General features: G+C 36.2%; 10 protein-coding genes and 1 other RNA gene. 2 read left to right on the top strand and 9 right to left on the bottom strand.

The window, feature by feature from the left end:
* Positions 1-379 precede the first annotated feature (379 nt).
* The 5 genes from CN692_RS08250 to CN692_RS08270 all read right to left on the bottom strand — a co-directional run bounded on the left by CN692_RS08250 (position 380) and on the right by CN692_RS08270 (position 13,874).
* On the bottom strand, positions 380-8,950 hold the full coding sequence (locus CN692_RS08250; RefSeq protein WP_098118685.1) for an InlB B-repeat-containing protein: 8,571 nt from the start codon (positions 8,948-8,950) through the stop codon (positions 380-382).
* Positions 8,951-9,461: 511 nt separating this feature from the next.
* Positions 9,462-9,819, bottom strand: a transfer-messenger RNA (tmRNA) gene (gene ssrA, locus CN692_RS08255).
* Between the two features lie 215 nt (positions 9,820-10,034).
* Entirely contained in the window at positions 10,035-10,502 is a 468-nt protein-coding gene (gene smpB / locus CN692_RS08260) for an SsrA-binding protein SmpB (protein ID WP_056469927.1), read from the bottom strand.
* Between the two features lie 94 nt (positions 10,503-10,596).
* Positions 10,597-13,071, bottom strand: a complete 2,475-nt coding sequence (gene rnr, locus CN692_RS08265) for a ribonuclease R (RefSeq protein WP_098118686.1) — start codon at positions 13,069-13,071, stop codon at positions 10,597-10,599.
* A gap of 62 nt (positions 13,072-13,133) precedes the next feature.
* On the bottom strand, positions 13,134-13,874 hold the full coding sequence (locus tag CN692_RS08270) for an alpha/beta hydrolase (RefSeq protein ID WP_098118687.1): 741 nt from the start codon (positions 13,872-13,874) through the stop codon (positions 13,134-13,136).
* Positions 13,875-14,126: 252 nt separating this feature from the next.
* Between CN692_RS08270 and CN692_RS08275 the strand changes: the two genes are divergently transcribed.
* Positions 14,127-14,618 (top strand): DinB family protein, encoded by a 492-nt coding sequence (locus CN692_RS08275; protein WP_098118688.1) that lies wholly within the window; start codon positions 14,127-14,129, stop codon positions 14,616-14,618.
* Positions 14,619-14,967: 349 nt separating this feature from the next.
* Here CN692_RS08275 and CN692_RS08280 read toward each other — a convergent pair whose 3' ends face one another.
* The 4 genes from CN692_RS08280 to CN692_RS08295 form a co-directional block, all read right to left on the bottom strand.
* Complete coding sequence (locus tag CN692_RS08280; RefSeq protein ID WP_098118689.1) at positions 14,968-15,489, bottom strand: PepSY domain-containing protein; 522 nt, start codon at positions 15,487-15,489, stop codon at positions 14,968-14,970.
* Positions 15,490-15,671: 182 nt separating this feature from the next.
* Positions 15,672-15,905, bottom strand: coding sequence for a preprotein translocase subunit SecG (gene secG / locus CN692_RS08285; RefSeq protein ID WP_025569105.1), 234 nt, complete (start codon positions 15,903-15,905; stop codon positions 15,672-15,674).
* 84 nt (positions 15,906-15,989) lie between these two features.
* Positions 15,990-16,919 (bottom strand): alpha/beta fold hydrolase, encoded by a 930-nt coding sequence (locus CN692_RS08290; protein WP_098118690.1) that lies wholly within the window; start codon positions 16,917-16,919, stop codon positions 15,990-15,992.
* Positions 16,912-17,133 (bottom strand): hypothetical protein, encoded by a 222-nt coding sequence (locus tag CN692_RS08295; RefSeq protein WP_098118691.1) that lies wholly within the window; start codon positions 17,131-17,133, stop codon positions 16,912-16,914. The genes CN692_RS08290 and CN692_RS08295 overlap by 8 nt, the downstream gene beginning before the upstream one ends.
* 212 nt (positions 17,134-17,345) lie before the next feature.
* Here CN692_RS08295 and CN692_RS08300 point away from each other — a divergent pair, with 212 nt between their 5' ends.
* A complete protein-coding gene (locus CN692_RS08300; RefSeq protein ID WP_098118692.1) occupies positions 17,346-17,921 on the top strand; it encodes a hypothetical protein in 576 nt (191 codons plus the stop codon).
* The last annotated feature ends 49 nt before the right edge of the window (positions 17,922-17,970 follow it).

Genomic DNA, 17,970 nt, shown 5'->3' on the forward strand with positions numbered 1-17,970 from the left:
ATTGATACGGCTCTTTTTTATGAAGATTTTTTTTGGGGGAATTCCAGAGTTGTTATTAACAGAAAGACGAACAAATTATGTCTTTTGTTGATAAAGCTGTGAACTTTATTGATATATTCATTTTTTTGTTGATAAAACACCCAAAATTGTTAATATTACTCTAATTTTTATTGATAAACCTTTTTTAGATAAAAAGAAGACAAGAATACTAATTTGTACTCTTGTCTTTTATTATTTTTAAGGGAAGTTTTTAATTTGAAAAAGCCGATCTAATCGTTTTACTTACAAAAAGGGTGGTTAATTGATCTTCTTACTATCATAAACACCCTTTTTGACTTTATTGCTTGAGAGAAAATTGCACTGCTTGTTGCCTCATTTTTTATAGCTTGATAGACAGTACGCTTGTCCATTCACCATAGATTTTTTGCGATCCAACAAGTTTGTAAGAACGGATTTTGTAATAGTATGTTTTACCTTTACTTAATCCTTTGTTTGTGTAATTCGTTGTTGTCACACTAGTTAGGTGAGAATATGATCCTGTTTTTGAAGTTGCTTTAACAATTTCATATCCTGTTGCACCTGAAACTTTTGACCATGATAATTTCACTGAATCTTTTCCAGCTTTCGATAATTTCGCATTTGATGGTTTAGCTGGATTTGCAACCCATTTAGCGTAGATTGTCGTGTTAGCTGTAATATGATCCTTCGTAAAGTTCCAAGTTACTTTACCTGCAGCATCTTTGTACCATCCAAGGAATGTGTAGCCTTTTCTTGTTGGTGACTTTGGTTGGCTAATCGCCCCATTGTAAGTTGCTGTTTTTGAAGCAACTGAACTTCCACCGTTACTGTTAAACTTCACAGTGTACGTGTTAATGTTCCATTTTGCATAAAGTGTGATGTTGTTAGTTAATGTTACAGAATTTCCTACTGGCGTTTTTAATGAAGCATCTTTGTACCATCCAGCAAATGCATAACCTGTTTTTGTTGGTTTTGGTAAATTAACGACGCTATTATAATTTGCCGTTTGAGTAGGAACTGTAGAACCACCATTGCTTACGTAGCTCACTTTATACGAATTGATTTGCCACTTCGCATATAATGTAGTGTCGTTTGTTACTTTATCTGTTGCAAAGTTCCACGCCACTTTGCCAGCAGCATCCTTAGACCATCCAACTAAAGTATATCCTGTTCTAGTCGTTGATGGTGAAGCGATTCCTGTGTTATAATTTGCAGTTTTGTCAGCTACTTGGTTGCCACCATTACTATTAAAGTGAACTGTGTAAGAGTTAATACTCCATTTCGCATAAAGGATCGTGTTATCTGTTACTTTGTCTGTTGCAAAGTTCCATAGTGTTTTACCTTCTGCTTCTTTATACCAACCAAGGAATGTATAGCCTGTTCTTGTTGGTATTGTTTCTTCTAGTAAAGTGTTGTATTCAGCTTTCAATGAAACTACTAGTCCAGCATCTTGAGTGTTATAGACTACAATGTATTTTGCTGGTTTCCATTTTCCGTAAATCGTTTTTGAAGAATAGATTGAACTTGTAAAATCCCAAGGGATTGTGCAATCTTCATCTGCAAACCATGTTAACTCATAACCATGTACAACTGGTTCTGTGATACGACGAGATACGATTTGGTCTTTTACTTCGAATGGTGCTTTTTCACCTTTTACTACAAAATGAATATTGTATCCATTTACGATTTTTTGTGAAACTGATACATCTGCATACTCATTTGCACTAATAATGATATTGAATTCTCCTGCTTTGCTGAAAAGACTCTTATCTAGCGTAATTGTACCGTTTGCTAAATCTACATTGTATTTCGATTGGTCAATCACTGAACCGCCAAGTTGAATGCTTGTGATTGCACGAGCCCAGTCTTTATCTGTAAACTCAAGCGTTATATTGTTCCCTACAGCATTATCACTTGTATCAGTAGTGACGATCGATGTTGCTAATGCATATTTTGCATAAAGCGTCGTCGATTTAGTAATAATTGTTGTGAAATCAAATGGTGTTGTTAACGCTGAATCACTGTACCAGCCGATAAATTTGTAACCAACTTTTGTTGGTTCTTCTGGCTTTGTCAAACGAGAATCAACGACTTTCGGTGCTATCGCATCTCCACCATTTGTTTCGAATGAAACTAGGTGACCAATGATTTGGTCGACAACAGTTGCATCCAAATAACCTTCTGATGCAATTGTTATATTTATTTTTTGTCCAGCCGTGAATAATGCTTTGTTTAAGTTAATTGACCCTTTTTTCGATGTTTGATCATACGTAATCGTGTAATCAGTTGTCTGGCTTAACTCTTTTGAACCAATTTTTACTGATTTGATGTTGTTGCGCCATGTTCCATCATCTGTAAATGGTAACGTGATGTCACTTCCAACTACATTACCAATCGTGTCAGTTCCGACAGCTGGTGCTGCTTTTACCCAGCCAATGTAGTATGTTGCATTATCATGGATCATCATACTATCTGTTAGAGAGATTGGAACATTTTGACCTGTTGAACCTGCTGCATCATAGTATAAACTTGGCATCATCGCAAGATTGCCTTTTGTAACTTTTAATGCAGCTGAATCCATATTAATTCCACTTACTTTTCCATAGACAAGCTTGTCATCAAAGAACGTTTCTTTCGGATCCTTTAATACTCCGCCATTCAAATCAACATGGCGTCGATAAGCTAGTTTGACATTTGGTATGCTGATGCTGTCACCTAACTTTCCTGTTACTTTGATTTGGTACCCATTCGAACTTGCTGTTCCGTTTGCGCCACCAAATGCAAAATTTTCACCAGGATGTTCCGATGCATACTTTTCTGTCGCTGTCGTAAACGTCAGTTTTCCACTACCGTTTCCGATGTCGACAAAGTTATATGTCGATGGATCTAAGGTAATTGTTGTATCAACCGTGTCAGTTGTACCATCTGATTTAATTTTTCGATACGTTGCTTCGATTTTGTCAATTTTGCTCTTATCTGTTAACCATGGTGTTGTCGTGTTATAGTCTGGAATACTAATTTCAAGTGGTCCTTCACCATACACGTTTGCATTAAATACCGCTCCGTCTGGCTTTGTTTTATCAACTTGCGCGAAGTTTTGCGTATAGTTTACTTGCCATTTTGCTGCTAACTTAATGTCACTTGCAATATTTTTATTTGCATCCCATAAAGTTGTTAACTCATTTGTGTTTGGATCCACATTATACCAACCAGCAAACACATAGCCTTGTCTTGTTGGTTTTGGATTACTACTATTATTAGTAAGTTGATTACTATTTGCAATTAAAAGTGATGAACTGCCATATCGGCTATTAGAAGGTTTATAGCCAACTGCAATTTGACCAACCCCTGAACCACCCTTACTATCAAACGTAATGCCATATCCTACCGATTGCATTGCAGTAAATGTTGAATCTGCACCAATCGATACAACTGGATAAATGGTTCCATCTTGACCTGTTGAGTAGATATCTATTTTGTAATTTGTCGGTAGATAGTTTGCTCCACCCGGATTAATTGTTGCATTTTGATACGTGCTAGTCGTTGCAGGATCTAGAGTCGAATTTGTTTTAAATAAATCCTTCTTAAACGTAATTTGTCCTGGTTTACTAATATCGTAGTACGAACTACCATTTGCTATCGTTGATAAATCAACTGTACTCTTACCTGAAGTTGTTGTTAATACGACTTTATTAATTCCTTCGCGCCATTTTGCATCATCCGTAAAATTGAATGTGACATCGTTTCCAATATGCGCTTTTGCTGGGTCTGCAATCATCCCGATTGTTGGCGTTGGAATTGGAACCTCTGTTACAGTAAAGCTTGCATTCACCGGTGCGTATCCTTTAGCTGTGATGCGAACTGTGTACGTACCTGTTTTATCAAATAATGAACCATTCAATCCGATTCTTGCAGGAACATAGGTTTGTCCTTTTTGAGAATCAAAATAAGTGTAACCTGCTGATACAGTCACTGCTTGATTCGACGTATTCGGTACAATAGCATTTGTCACATCCGTGAACACGCCACCAAGACCTACTTCAACTTTTGAAATCGCCTTACGCCACACTTCATCATCTAACATCGTTGTACTTGTAGGTACAAGCGTGATCGATGAACCTGCTTTTAATTCATTTAATGTCGGTATCGTTGTCACAGACGTTTTTTGTGTTGGACCTGCAAAATTTAAGGTATTCATCACATCTGCTAAACTATTTCCAGCTGTTAAATTATACGTTTTTACTTTTGAATCGTATGAAGCACCTGTATAAGTCCCACGATTTGAAGCAATGCTCAGATTTTGTGGAACCGTTAGCTGAGGCGTTGGAACAGTTTTCCCTGCCGCAATTGCGCTTTGGTTTTGTTTTCCAAAGTTTTTAAATATATAGTAAAAATCATTGTAATCAATATTACTAAATGAATAGCCACCTACTTGGTTTTGTCCTGAAAATGCATAAGCAATATCGTTATTACGATGTTGTGCTGAATCGGTAAAGAATGCTGCCTTTTCAGCTGAAGGTGCTAATACACCTTTTAAGAAATCATAATCCGCATACGCTTGAATTTCCGAAACAAGGTCATTCATATCAATGACATCGTCACCGTTTACATCTCCAGCAAGTAACAGAGGTGTATCCATTGATGGGAAGTCATAGGAACTACCTGATTGGTAACCATATCGCTCATTTCCAATGACTGGCGTTGTTTGATACCCCTTGAAATGTCCTGGCATTGATGTGACAACTTTATATGGTTTATCACTCACATTTGTTGTCAACATATACGTTCCAGTTGCATTTCCGTACTGAACTGTATTGGTTGAACTTGTCGGGTTATTTGTCGTGAACGTATTTCCTTTATCATCCGTTGCGGTTACTTTTGCACCCGTATCGGTTGTGATATTTGCAAAGCTACCACTTAAGCTGTTCGCTTTGAAGCTTTCTGCGAATAATCCACCTGAAATATTCGAAACTGGTTGTTTCACGTACGGCCAGTTTGCATTGAAAGCTGGAATTGTTTTGTTGTCTCCATCATAAGTGAAGCTTGCTTTTGTCACAAAGTAACTAAATGGACCAACCACCACATCATTTACTTTTAATGTGACATCATAATCTAACAGTTTCATATCATTCACTAACGCACCTGATGCCGGTATACCTGAAATCGTGATATCCGTTGATTTTCCACCTTCGTGTTGATCATCGTATGGCTGACTGACTGTTAGCGTTGGAGTAATGCCCTTGTTTTGTAAATACTGTTTGTATTCATCTGATAGACGGATGTTCGAGAATTCATATGCCTGACTGTTTAGTGTAAACGTTCCACCCGTCATGCCTTTTGCATTTTTCGATGTGATGTTTCCTTTAAACGGTTTGTTCGGTTCCACCACGACTTTATCATTTACTGTGTCAACGCCATCAGTTGATGAAACTTTTACATAAGGCGAACCTTTTTTAATAAAGTAATAGTTTTGTTGCGTTGTATTAATGTCCCCAGCACCTGAGTAGTCACTCGGATAGAACCAGAAGTTGCTACCTTTTGACGTTACGTCTTCAGGCGATAATCCAAAATGAACACGACCTTCTTTGTTTGTTCGTAGAATCGTTGTTAAGAATGGACCGTCTTGGTATCCCCATACCATGTTTAACGCTTGATCGACTGGTGCGTCTTTACTTATATCATCAAGACTTGGAACAGCAGACTCACCATTTTGTTTCATACGGTCGATATTTGAATCGTACACCGTCCCATAAAACGCTTTGATTTCTTGGCCTGGTAAGTAACCTGTTGGATCAATTTCATAAATACCTGGTTTTGAATCATCATCCATTTTAATCGTTGGTGCATTGTAATCAACGTAAACAGATTCTTCTTTTTTATACTGTTTCCCATCTTTATCAGTCGCAACAATTTCAAGCGAATAAACGCCATCTTTAAGCAATTCTGGTTTTGTTGCAAGACCTGACGCATCAATACTGCCATTGTACGGTTTAGTGAACGGAAGATAATAGCCGCCATAAAGCACTAAATTCGGACCATATTGAACCCCTGGACCTGCGCCAGCAATATTCGACGCATTTTGCGCAAGACCTATATAGTTTCCGTCTTTGTCTTTTAATAAAATATAGATACTTTCCATCGCACTATTTACTGAAAACGTATAAGCAGAAGCTGGTTGACCGTCTGTATTCGGGCTGTAATTTCCTGTATCACGCTCAGTTAGCGTCATGGCTTTAATATTGACTTTAAAATCAATTCCTTTTTCCGCAATCGTAATTGTAAATGGTAAACGGTAGCTTTCTGTTGCATCATTTGCATTCACAACATTCACATACCCTTCATATGTTCCATCCAATGCGTTTGCAGGTACAACGATCGACGCTTTTGCTTTTGCTTTTTGACCACCTGCTACACTAATTGATGATACATCCGAGCCATTTTGTGAGAAGTTAATCTTTACATCATTCCCTGTTCCTTTTCCAACTGAATTCGATTGAGCGAATTTCGTTGAAATGAACGAAGAGCTTAATTTAAATGTTTTATTGTTTGTTCCTTGGTTCGTGATTTCAAAATCTTTTGATGAAACTACATCATCCGAACCGTTTGTTGCGCCTTCACCGCGCCCTTTAAAACCAAACGAGAAGCTACCTGTGACGTTATCAATTTGTGTGTATTGATCGTTACCATCCACGTTTTCAATACTTGTTGCTTTGTCTAAAACTTGAATTTTGATTTCGGAGTTAATCGCACGAACTGGATCCACACGACCTGCACCGACTTGGTACACGCTGTATGTTTTTTTGTCTGTATTCACATCTTTTGCTGTGTTCATAATTGCTGTTTTTACATCGGCTGGTGTGTAATCAGGATGTGCTGCTAGTACTAGTGCTGCAACCCCTGTTAAGTGTGGTGCTGCCATTGATGTGCCAGATTCAGACTCATATGAGTATTTATAGTCTTTTTCTGCGTTTGGTTCCCAAATATCATATGGAATCGTTGACATGATATCCACACCTGGTGAAATGATATCTGGTTTAATGCTCCAATCTTTTACTGGACCTGTTGAGCTGAAATCTGCCAATTGATCCGCAGGTTTCAGAATCGGTGCATCTAGTGTCATTGGGTACGTAATGGCTGCATGTTCTTTGTCTTGTTTAATTGCGTCAACCAACGCTTGACCTTGTGCATTTGTAATAGAGACCGAATAGATATTTTCATTATTAATACCTAAAAAGTTTGGAATGTAACCTTCTGTTTCTTCATCTGATTGGTTATCCCAAATTATCATGCCTTTTGCACCAGCATTTGCTGCGTTTTGCATTTTTGTTGTTAAATAGTCCACACCGCGTTTGACAAGAACGATTTTTCCTTTTACATCGATTCCGCTATAGTCACCTGAACTTCCCATCCCGACATCGATGATCGGAATACTCTGTCCTTTAAACGCATCGTCTGCATCCGCAAAGTTTTTACCAAATAAGCGAGATTGGTATGACTGATTCCCAAACTTTAATGTTTGAACTGGAATTTCTTCTGGAATCGTACTCGCACCAACTGTAATTGCAAGTGGTGATGTCCCTGGTGAACCAACCGTTGATGCACCTGGACCAGCATTTCCTGCTGAAACCGAACAAATAACCCCTTGTAGTGTCGCATTATTAATCGCAATACTCGTTGGGTAGAACGGGTTATTGATTGTCGCACCTAGTGATAAGTTGATCACATCCATTTTGTCTTTCACAGACTGTTCAATCCCACTTAATACCGAGTAAGATGAACCGTGTCCGCCTGGACCAAGTACACGGTATCCGTGTAATTCAACATCAGGTGCCACACCGTTTGCTGAGTAGATGCTATTATTATTTGTCGTACTTGCTGCAATCGTTCCTGATACATGCGTACCATGTAACGTCACATAGTCCTTATAATTAGCTGAAGGTTGTCCTTCTAATGGATTTGGGTTTTCTCTTGCATCCACCCAATCCGGATAAATTGTTTCCATTGGGTTGTGGTCATCAACTTGTGTCACAGTTCCATCTGTATCGACTGTTTCGTTGATAAAGTCGTGCCCTTCATATAAATGACCGTTTTCATCATGTGTTACTTTATATAAATCAGGGTGATTGTAATCAATTCCTGTATCAAGTACCCCAACTTTTACGCGTTGCCCTTTTCGTGCGCCAGACTCAAAAATCCCAGTGTGCCCTTCTGCTTGCAACTTATCGACACCAAGCCATTTTAATCCACTTGTTGGTTTTCCACCAGTTGTCGGAGTAGCTTCATTCGTTGATACATTTACCCCACTTGGTGTTCCGTCTGGGATGCTCATATCAATCACTGACCAAACTGATGCTACTTCTGGTCGATTCGTAATCGTATCAACAAGATTTGCCGGTATATTTAATGAAACCCCATTAAATGAATCGGTAAATTCTCTTGTAATAGCGATGCGAGAAGCCACTGGTTTCCCACCAATGATCGATTGATTTGGCTGTGCACTCACGAATGTCTTAAATACTTTATGTGCATCCGCTACTTTTTGTTTTGCAGACGAGTAGTCAGCCGCAAAGCTTTGTGCGCTTGCCCCGCCATTTGCTAACGATTTTTTAATCATCTGGATTTTTGCTGGATCTACTTTGAATTGAACAATGACATCGATATTCTTGCCACTTTTTAAATCTTTCTGGTCGACATGATTTTTTTGTGTATTGTCTGCACCAGTCAATTTATTTATATTAGCCTTTTGTTCGTCTGTAAGGCCTGCCAAAATGCGATTCACTTCATCTGCTGAAAATCCGTTCGAAGGCTTATTTTGCTCAACCGATGAGTCGGTACTGGCTAAAACCGCTCCCGAAGGCAAAGCAGCATTGAACAACATTGCACTCAATGCTACAGCTGACATCGCTTTTCGCTTTGTTTGTCTCTTTTTCATACTTATCCCCCCATTTGAGTCGTCCTGTTAATTAGGTATTAAAAATATTAAGAAATATTTTTAAATTACTAATCCGTTACTCAATAATACTTCACAAAATCGTTATCTTATATTGGGGGAATTTGCAGTAAATTGTCACCATCTGACGAACAAAATGACCTTCTATTTCATCTATAACTATGTAATATAACTTTCTTTTTATCTATTTTTTCTAAATTATCTTAATATTTTAGTTCTACAGACCCTATTCCTCAGTGAAATCACTATTATTTTAAAATTAAGAAAAAACAGTCTAATTTGGGGGAATTTTTTATTTTTTCTAAAATTTTTAATTTATTTTTATTAAATTCCATTATTTTCTTTCGTTAAAATGGTTATAAAAACATTAAAAAGGACTAGTTTTAATAATTAACATAATAGAAAAACCCCCTAAAACATCCACAATCAGTGTTTTAAGAAGCTTTTACTTTTCATATTTTTAAACATAAAAAAACCACCAAACAGTATGTATTGGTGGAGACGGTGGGAGTCGAACCCACGTCCAAGAATATCGGCACTTAAGCTTCTACGAGCGTAGTCACTGTATTAGAATTTCGCATACCATTCGGCCCAATGACAGGCTTCCTGATAGCTAGTCTGATTAATCTCTTCCATTCCCCTCAGACGGCGAGGTCCGGCGTAGCCCACTAATGAGTGAACCCCTCTAAGCTATGCACATGGGCGATACATAGGAGGAGCCTTTAGTGCAATTAAGCAGCTAAAGAGAAATTGTTGTTTTTGCCAGTTATTGGCTTTTGCGTTTTAACGAGGCCGACCCCTCGACTCGCGACTTAAGCTCGAACTACCCCTGTCGAATCCGTAACGCCCCCATATAAAATGCTCACAAAACTTATTCAGTCATGTTCGCTATGAGTGACTTACGAAGCATAAAGCAAAGGCTTCATAATCTATAAAATCTGCACATCGTGCTAAATTTTTGTTGGTGATTAACTTACAAACTTATTATAGCATATCCATCTCAAGTTGCAATTAACAATTGTTTCTAAAGAAAACCTAAAATTCCAATGCTTCAACATTTATCCAATTAGATTCTTTGACGATCTCTGAAAGCACGTTCTACTTCGCGTTTTGCTTCTTTTTTCTTTAAATCATCACGTTTATCATATTGTTTCTTACCTTTACCTAATCCAAGTAATAGCTTAGCATAGCCATTTTTTAAATAGATTTTTAAAGGTACTAAAGTATAACCAGTTTCTTTTGTATAACCGATTAACTTCACAATTTCTCTATTATGTAGTAATAATTTTCGAGTTCGTAATGGCTCGTGATTATAGCGATTACCTTGTTCATATGGACTTATATGCATATTATGAAGCCATACTTCTCCACCTTGAACGCGGGCAAAGGAATCCTTTAAATTAGCTTTTCCAGCACGTAGTGATTTTATTTCAGTACCTTGTAATACGATACCTGTTTCATACGTTTCTTCAATAAAGTAATCATGATACGCTTTTTTATTTTGAGCAATTACTTTCCCTTCACCTTTTGGCATAATTAACACCTCTCTATCTTTACTTATTTTACCATAATTCAACCTAAAATAGTCAATAAAGCAGTGGACAAGATGTCCACTGCCTTTATGATTATTATCGTTTTTTATTACCTTTTGCTACTTTATCGTAAAAAGGTTTGTTCTTTTTACTCTTACTTTTACTTTTCGTTGGATTAAAACGATCGTCACGTTTATTCCTTGACGATTTTCCGTTACGTCCACTATCTTTTTCGTCACTTCGAGTACTTTCTCCTCGAGGTGAACTTTCTCCTCTTGGTGAACTATCTCCTCGTTTTCCACGAGAACGACCACTGCGAGAACTATCTCCATTTCGGTCTGATGAGCCTCTTCCGCCGCGACCGCCACGTCCTCTACCGCCACCAGAGCCACCGCCAAGATTAACTGGTCCTCTGCCACCGCTTCTACGAGGTTTATTCGATTTCATGCCAACAATCTCAAAATCGATTGCTCGTTCCTCTTTATTAACATTCACTACGCGAACAGCTACTTCATCACCAATTCTGAATACTTTCCCTGTTCTTTCACCAATCATCGCGTACGTACGCTCGTCATAGTTATAGTAGTCATCGGATAAATCAGCAACTCGAACTAATCCTTCGATCGTATTTGGTAGCTCAATAAACATACCGAAATTTGTTACAGAGCTAATAATCCCCTCATACTCTTCGCCAACTTTATCAAGCATGTATTCTGCTTTTTTCAAGTCATCGGTTTCTCTCTCTGCTTCAACTGAACGACGTTCCATATTAGAAGCATGCTCAGCGATTGCAGGAAGTTTATCATCCCATTCACGCTTTGTCTCACTATCCATTTTTCCTTCGATTAAATAATTTCGAATTAATCGATGGACAATTAAGTCTGGATAACGACGAATCGGCGATGTGAAATGAGTATAATACTCCGCTGCTAAACCAAAGTGGCCCAGATTGTCAGCCTCATACTTAGCTTGTTTCATTGAACGAAGCATTACTGTTGAGATAACAGTTTCTTCTGGTTGCCCATGAACCATATCAAGAACTTGTTGCAACGCTCTCGGGTGAATTTCGTTACCGGCACCTTTTACTGTATAGCCAAATGATGCGATAAATTCAAAGAATCGTTGAAGTTTTTCTTCTTTCGGGTCTTCATGCACTCGATACATAAACGGTACATTTAGCCAGTGGAAATGTTCAGCAACTGTTTCATTTGCTACAAGCATAAATTCTTCAATCAGTTTTTCTGCAGTTGAGCGCTCGCGTATTACGACTTCAGTTGGATGACCTTCTTCATCAACAAGCACTTTTGCTTCTTTAAAATCAAAATCAATTGCGCCGCGTGTCATACGTCTATTACGCAAAATTTTTGCTAGCTTAGCCATTTCTTCAAACATCGGCACTAACGGTTCGTAGCGATCACGTAAATCAGTATCTTGGTCATCTAATATTTTATTAACATCGCTATATGTCATTCGTTCAGTTGTTTTAATGATACTTTCAAAAATTTCGTGTTTAACAACTTCACCTTTTTGATCGATTTCCATCTCACATGAAAGGGTAAATCGATTTACTTTAGGATTTAATGAACAAATACCATTAGACAAACGATGCGGAATCATCGGAATAACACGGTCAACTAAGTAAATACTTGTTCCTCGGTCATATGCTTCTTGATCAATTGGAGAACTATCAGTCACATAATATGAAACGTCTGCAATATGTACACCTAGTTTATAATGACCATTTTCAAGCGCTGTAACGGTAACAGCATCGTCTAAATCCTTCGCATCTGCTCCATCAATCGTTACAATCTGTTCATCGCGAAGATCACGACGAGTACCAATTGCTGACTCATCAATCTCATCTGGAACAGCATTTGCTTGATCCATTACTTCTTTAGGGAATTCTTGTGGCAAATCGAATTTATGAATAACTGATAAAATATCAACACCAGGATCATTTTTATGTCCTAGAATTTGAACGACAATACCCTCTGCGTTTTTCCCATTCTCAGGAAACTGAGTAAGTTCTACAACAACCTTGTGGCCCTCCACAGCCCCTTGAGAATTACTTCTTGTAATAAAAATATCGCTTCCAAATCGCTTATCATCAGGAATTACGAAACCGAAACTTTTCTGTGCTTGGTAAGTACCAACCATTTTTGTTTGACCACGTTCTATAATTTTTACAATTGTTCCTTCTCTACGCGCATCACTTTTCTCTTTTGTAATACGAGCGAGAACGATATCTCCATGCAGGGCACCATTTAAGTCTGATGGTGGAATAAATACATCTTCTGCTCCAGTTTCTTCTGGAATGACGAAAGCAAAGCCTTTAGCATGGCCCGTCAATTTACCTCGTACTAAATTTGATTGGTCAGGTAAGCTATATTTATTATTTCGAGAACGTACAATATAACCCTCATCTTCTAAAATGACGAGCGTTTTTACTACTTCTCGGAAGTCACTTGCTTCTGTTAAACCCATAGCCTCTTCTATACCTTGTATATTTAAAGGCATATAGTCAGCGCTTTTCATTAATTCCAATAATTTTTCTTTCCATTGTTGATTCATACTTTTCCCTCCTTTTTCGTTTAAAGGGTATTTAGTTTAAGTTTGTCCAGAAAGATATCATTCTACCATTCCAATTCATTTAAAAATGCTAGTACATCTTCATGTAACAAGTCTTTCTCTTGTCCAAGCGTTATAACATGGGTAGAGTTTTCATACCATTTTAATTTTTTCTGATCAGATTGTACTTCATTGTAAATTATGTTTGCACTGTCTGTATTAATCATTTCGTCTACAGTAGATTGTACGACAAATGTAGGTGCATAAACTGTATCAACATTTTCGCGAACTTCTTTAATTAAACCTTGAAGTGCTCTTAATGTATTCATCGGAGTTTTTTTAAACTCTTCCATTTCTACTTCAATTTGTTCAGGGGTTTTCCCTTCACGTTTTTTAAACTCTCTTGTATATGCTAAAACACCTTCATACATAATTTCTTCGCTTTTTATGTACATTGGTGAACACATCGTAACAATCCCATTCAACGGAACCGTATAGCCTAATTTTAATGCAAAAACTCCACCTAATGATAATCCTACTGCCGCTATCTTTTGATGGCCTTTATCCTTTAAGAATTGGTAAGCATCCATTACATCCTTCCACCAGTCTTCAGGACCTGTATGAACAAGCTCATCTGGTGGTACACCATGACCTTTATAATGTGGTGCATGACAAGTATATCCTTGTTTTTCTAAAAAACGTCCAAGCATACGTACATCTGCTGAATGTCCTGTAAATCCATGTAATAATAAAACTGCTCGATCTCCACCTTCAAATGTAAATGGTTTCGGCATTGTTACTCTCATATATACTCACTCCAAAACTTTTCTATCCATTTTTCTTTCGTTACTTCATATTTTACCTATAATCGTTCAATTCAATATTAAATAATCAATAATAAGAATTAACTAATTTTACGTAAAGAAATTGTCATTTTATTTTACCTTTCAATTCAATTATTTACCAATAAACAGTTTTTTTAAATAACTTGTTATGATTTAATAAAAGGTGTGGTAATAATAATGTTGGTAATTTAAACAACTTAAGGAGGATACGTTATGTTTAATAATGTTGAAGAATTTATTACTGAATGGAAACTTGAAGAAGAAAGCACAATCAAATTACTTAATGCTATGACAGATGAATCTCTTGATCAGGCAATTGGTGAGGATTTTAGTTCTTTAGGCGAATTAGCTTGGCATATTACGACAGCCATTAAAGCAATCATATCACAATCAGGTTTACAATTCGAAGCATCTACGAATAAAGAAGATATGCCTGGAACAGCGAAAGAATTAGCAGAAAAATACGCTGAAGTAAGTAAAGCTATGATCGAAGCAGCACAAAATGAATGGAAAGACAATGATCTAAAACAAATTATTAACGCGTTTGGATTCCTTGAAATGCCGATTCACGCATTACTACGTATGGCAATTCAACACCAAACTCACCACCGTGGCCAAATGACTGTATTAATGAGACAAGCTGGGTTAGCTGTTCCAGGAATGTATGGTCCAAGTAAAGAAGAATGGGCTGCAATGAGAGGTTAATTTTTTTGGAAAATCAAGACAACCTATTTAACGGTTGTCTTTTTTCGTGCTTTTAATTGATATGTGGATAAGTAGCTGCTTCCCCTTGAAATTCTGAGGAATTATCAAAAGAAATACGAACAAATTATGCCTTTTGTTGATAAAGTTGTGAACTTTATTGATATATCCACTTTTTTGTTGATAAACAACAGAAATTTGTTGATATAACTCTAATTTTTGTTGAAAAACCGTTTGGCCTTATATAGTGGCGTCTGTTTTGCCTAAAAATTATAGAAAATCACAAAAAGCCCACTAGGAATCCAAAACTTCCTCGCGAGCTATCATCAATTTTTGAGACAACTTCTTACTCCTAGTCATTAAGAAAAATATCTTCTTGTTTAAGAGAAGTAATTTTTCCTGTTTTTGCATCAATCTCCATAGAATGATTAATATGGTCCTTCATTACTTCAACACTGTAATGGTATTCATTATCGTCTTTTTCCTTTTCAATTTCAGTAATCGTACCATTATTTACTTGGTCTAATGCAATATCTTTTGCTTGTGAAAGTGTAATAACAAATTCATTTTTATATAATAGATTTAGCGCTTGATCGTCTAAGAGATCTCGGTCTTTTTCTTCTTTTTTAATTTTTGCATTTTTTGCATTTACAATTAGCGTTTTTTTATGGTTTTTCTCAAATACTTCAACTTCGTATGTAGAATTATTTTCTTTATCAATATCTGTGACTACTTTATTTGGATCTTTTTCTATTTTGGATACTACTTCTTCTTTTGAAAGAATAGGTCGATTAATTTTATTACTACTACAACCAGTTATAAATATTCCGATTGCTAATACTAAATACGTTACTGTACTGTATTTTTTCTTCATTCTTTTCACCTAATTTTTCTACTTATTTGTTGTTAAGTATTTACTAACTTTATGCTTCGTATTACAAAATCGAATTCCATTTTACCTAACTCAAGTATAATAAATCGGACACCCATATAGGTGTCCGATTTATTACAATTTTAGTAAAAATAAAAAAGCCACCTCTTTAGGCAGCTTGTTTATTACAGTTTAAAATACGTTACAGCAATTGTTAGAATGAAGAATAAAACTGCTACAACAACTGTTATTCGTTGTAAAACCAACTCAAAACCACGAGCCTTTTGCTTGCCAAACAGTTGCTCAGCACCACCAGATATCGCACCTGATAAGCCGTTACTTTTACTAGATTGAAGCAGAACAAGAACAATCATAAGTACTGAAACAATAATTAATAGTACAGATAAAAACGTATGCATTTCTTCACCTCCACAGTAAAATACTGTTACTTCCTATTCTACTATGAAGAATACTATACTTCAATATGTGAGTACAATACTTATTTATTGATTTAATATAGTTTCTTCTATCCAAGTTTTTACATCATGATGAACTTCATCTTTATTGATTTCATGAAGCATCTCATGGCGACCTTCTTCATATAATTTTAATTTTATATTTGTACATCCAATATCTTTATAAAGCTGATAGACCTTCTTTACACCAACGCCATTTTGACCAACTGGATCTTTATCTCCTGAAAAAATATAGATTGGAAGAGAAGTCGGCGTCTTCTTTATTTCTGGTTTACGATGTATCGTTCCAATGCCTCTTAACAGTTCACGGTAAAAGCTGGAAGAACAGATAAAACCACAGAACGGATCTTTTAAATATCGATCAATCTCGGCTTCATCTCTAGTTAACCAATCATATCTCGTTTTTGGAAATTTAAAATGATTATTGAAGTTCCCAAAAGTTAAAAAATCTAATACTTTACTCCTCTTGCTAGCACCAATTAAAAATGCTTCTGCACTTGAAATAAATACCCCCATTTTTCTTAACATTCCAGGATCGCATCCAGTTCCAGAAATAATTAGGCCATCATATAAATTTCCTTTTAATTGAACAACTCTTCTACTTAAATAAGATCCCATACTATGTCCAAATAAAATCAACGGAATATCCTTTAATTCTTTTCTAATCATCTTACTAATAAAAATTATATCATTAGCTACTTCTTCCCAGCCGATTTCTTCACCAAAAAAACCAAGATCATCTTCAATTGCCGCTGTTTTCCCATGACCCCTTTGATCATGAATAAAGACTGCAAACTGATTATGAACTAAATATTCAATAAATTTTTCGTAAGCTCCACCATGTTCTGCCATTCCATGTACAATTTGAATTACAGCAATTGGTTCAGCAGGAATATACTTTCGCAAATAGATTTTAGTTCGATCCTTCGCCGAAATTAATCCTTCCCAATTATTCATTTTTATGCCCCTTCATCTCATATGTTGTAAAAGATACTAAAAAGAAAAAACAAATGAAATAGATTATTTCTATTCGTATGTTAATAAATGAAAATTCATCACCTAATAGTCTCCAAAAAACAATTGCTATTGAAAGAATAACAATAATAAATGGAAGTAAATATGTTTTAATAGTATACCAAATAAAATCTTTTAAGTATGCGAAAAAGTTCATAATTATCCTCCCAACTATTCGTCACCCATATCCCTAATTCAATATTAATTCAATTTTTATTTTTCTTGAGGTAATTTTCTAACAATTTTTCATCCATTTAGTGAATTTTTTATGTCAAAGTTGCGTAATATTTTTGAAGATTTTTTACGAAAACAAGTTTGGCATTAATTTTAAAAAAGAGATAAATAAACAAAATGAATGGGGGATTCGAAATGAAAAGAGGCGTACAAACATTTTTAAGCATTGGCTTTTCTATTGTCATGCTAGTCTTATTTGTCATTTTTATCATGAGAGACGATCATTATCGATACCCAATTGCGTTAGGTGGCATCGCTTGTGCGCTCGTTCCACTCATATTAGATAAGATTTTTAATGTCCGGTTTGCACTACCGTTTATCCTCTCTTATTTTGCTTTTTTAATAGGCTCATTATGTCTTGGTTCAATGCTCAGATTTTATCATTTAGGATGGTGGGATACGTTTTTACATTTCCTAAGTGGAACACTAGTCGCGTTTTTAGCAATTGATTTAATGGGAAAATTGACAACAAAACAGTCTCAGAGTGAAATGTCTGCTGGATTTATTTTTTTATTTGTATTTACTTTTGGCGTATTTTGCGGAGCCATGTGGGAAATTTGGGAATTTAGTAGCGATCAATTCCTTGGAACTAATACTCAAGGTGGAGGTAATTTTGACACAATGACAGATATAATTGCAGACTCAGTCGGCGCACTCATTATTGCATTTTGGAATGCTAGAAGGTCAAGAAAGAAAAATAAAGACGTGTAATATAATGAAAGACCCGCAGGATTATTCCGTTTCCTCGCGGGTCTTTTTA

The organism is Bacillus sp. AFS002410, from assembly GCF_002556365.1.
Taxonomy (GTDB): Bacteria; Bacillota; Bacilli; order Bacillales; family Bacillaceae_G; genus Gottfriedia.

What these genes read in the sequence shown, in the direction of transcription:
- CN692_RS08290 (WP_098118690.1), bottom strand. Translation starts at nt 16,919, where the DNA reads ATGAATAATTGGGAAGGATTAATTTCGGCGAAGGATCGAACTAAAATC.
- CN692_RS08300 (WP_098118692.1), top strand. Translation starts at nt 17,346, where the DNA reads ATGAAAAGAGGCGTACAAACATTTTTAAGCATTGGCTTTTCTATTGTC.
- CN692_RS08275 (WP_098118688.1), top strand. Translation starts at nt 14,127, where the DNA reads ATGTTTAATAATGTTGAAGAATTTATTACTGAATGGAAACTTGAAGAA.
- CN692_RS08280 (WP_098118689.1), bottom strand. Translation starts at nt 15,489, where the DNA reads ATGAAGAAAAAATACAGTACAGTAACGTATTTAGTATTAGCAATCGGA.
- CN692_RS08250 (WP_098118685.1), bottom strand. Translation starts at nt 8,950, where the DNA reads ATGAAAAAGAGACAAACAAAGCGAAAAGCGATGTCAGCTGTAGCATTG.
- CN692_RS08295 (WP_098118691.1), bottom strand. Translation starts at nt 17,133, where the DNA reads ATGAACTTTTTCGCATACTTAAAAGATTTTATTTGGTATACTATTAAA.
- smpB (WP_056469927.1), bottom strand. Translation starts at nt 10,502, where the DNA reads ATGCCAAAAGGTGAAGGGAAAGTAATTGCTCAAAATAAAAAAGCGTAT.
- rnr (WP_098118686.1), bottom strand. Translation starts at nt 13,071, where the DNA reads ATGAATCAACAATGGAAAGAAAAATTATTGGAATTAATGAAAAGCGCT.
- secG (WP_025569105.1), bottom strand. Translation starts at nt 15,905, where the DNA reads ATGCATACGTTTTTATCTGTACTATTAATTATTGTTTCAGTACTTATG.
- CN692_RS08270 (WP_098118687.1), bottom strand. Translation starts at nt 13,874, where the DNA reads ATGAGAGTAACAATGCCGAAACCATTTACATTTGAAGGTGGAGATCGA.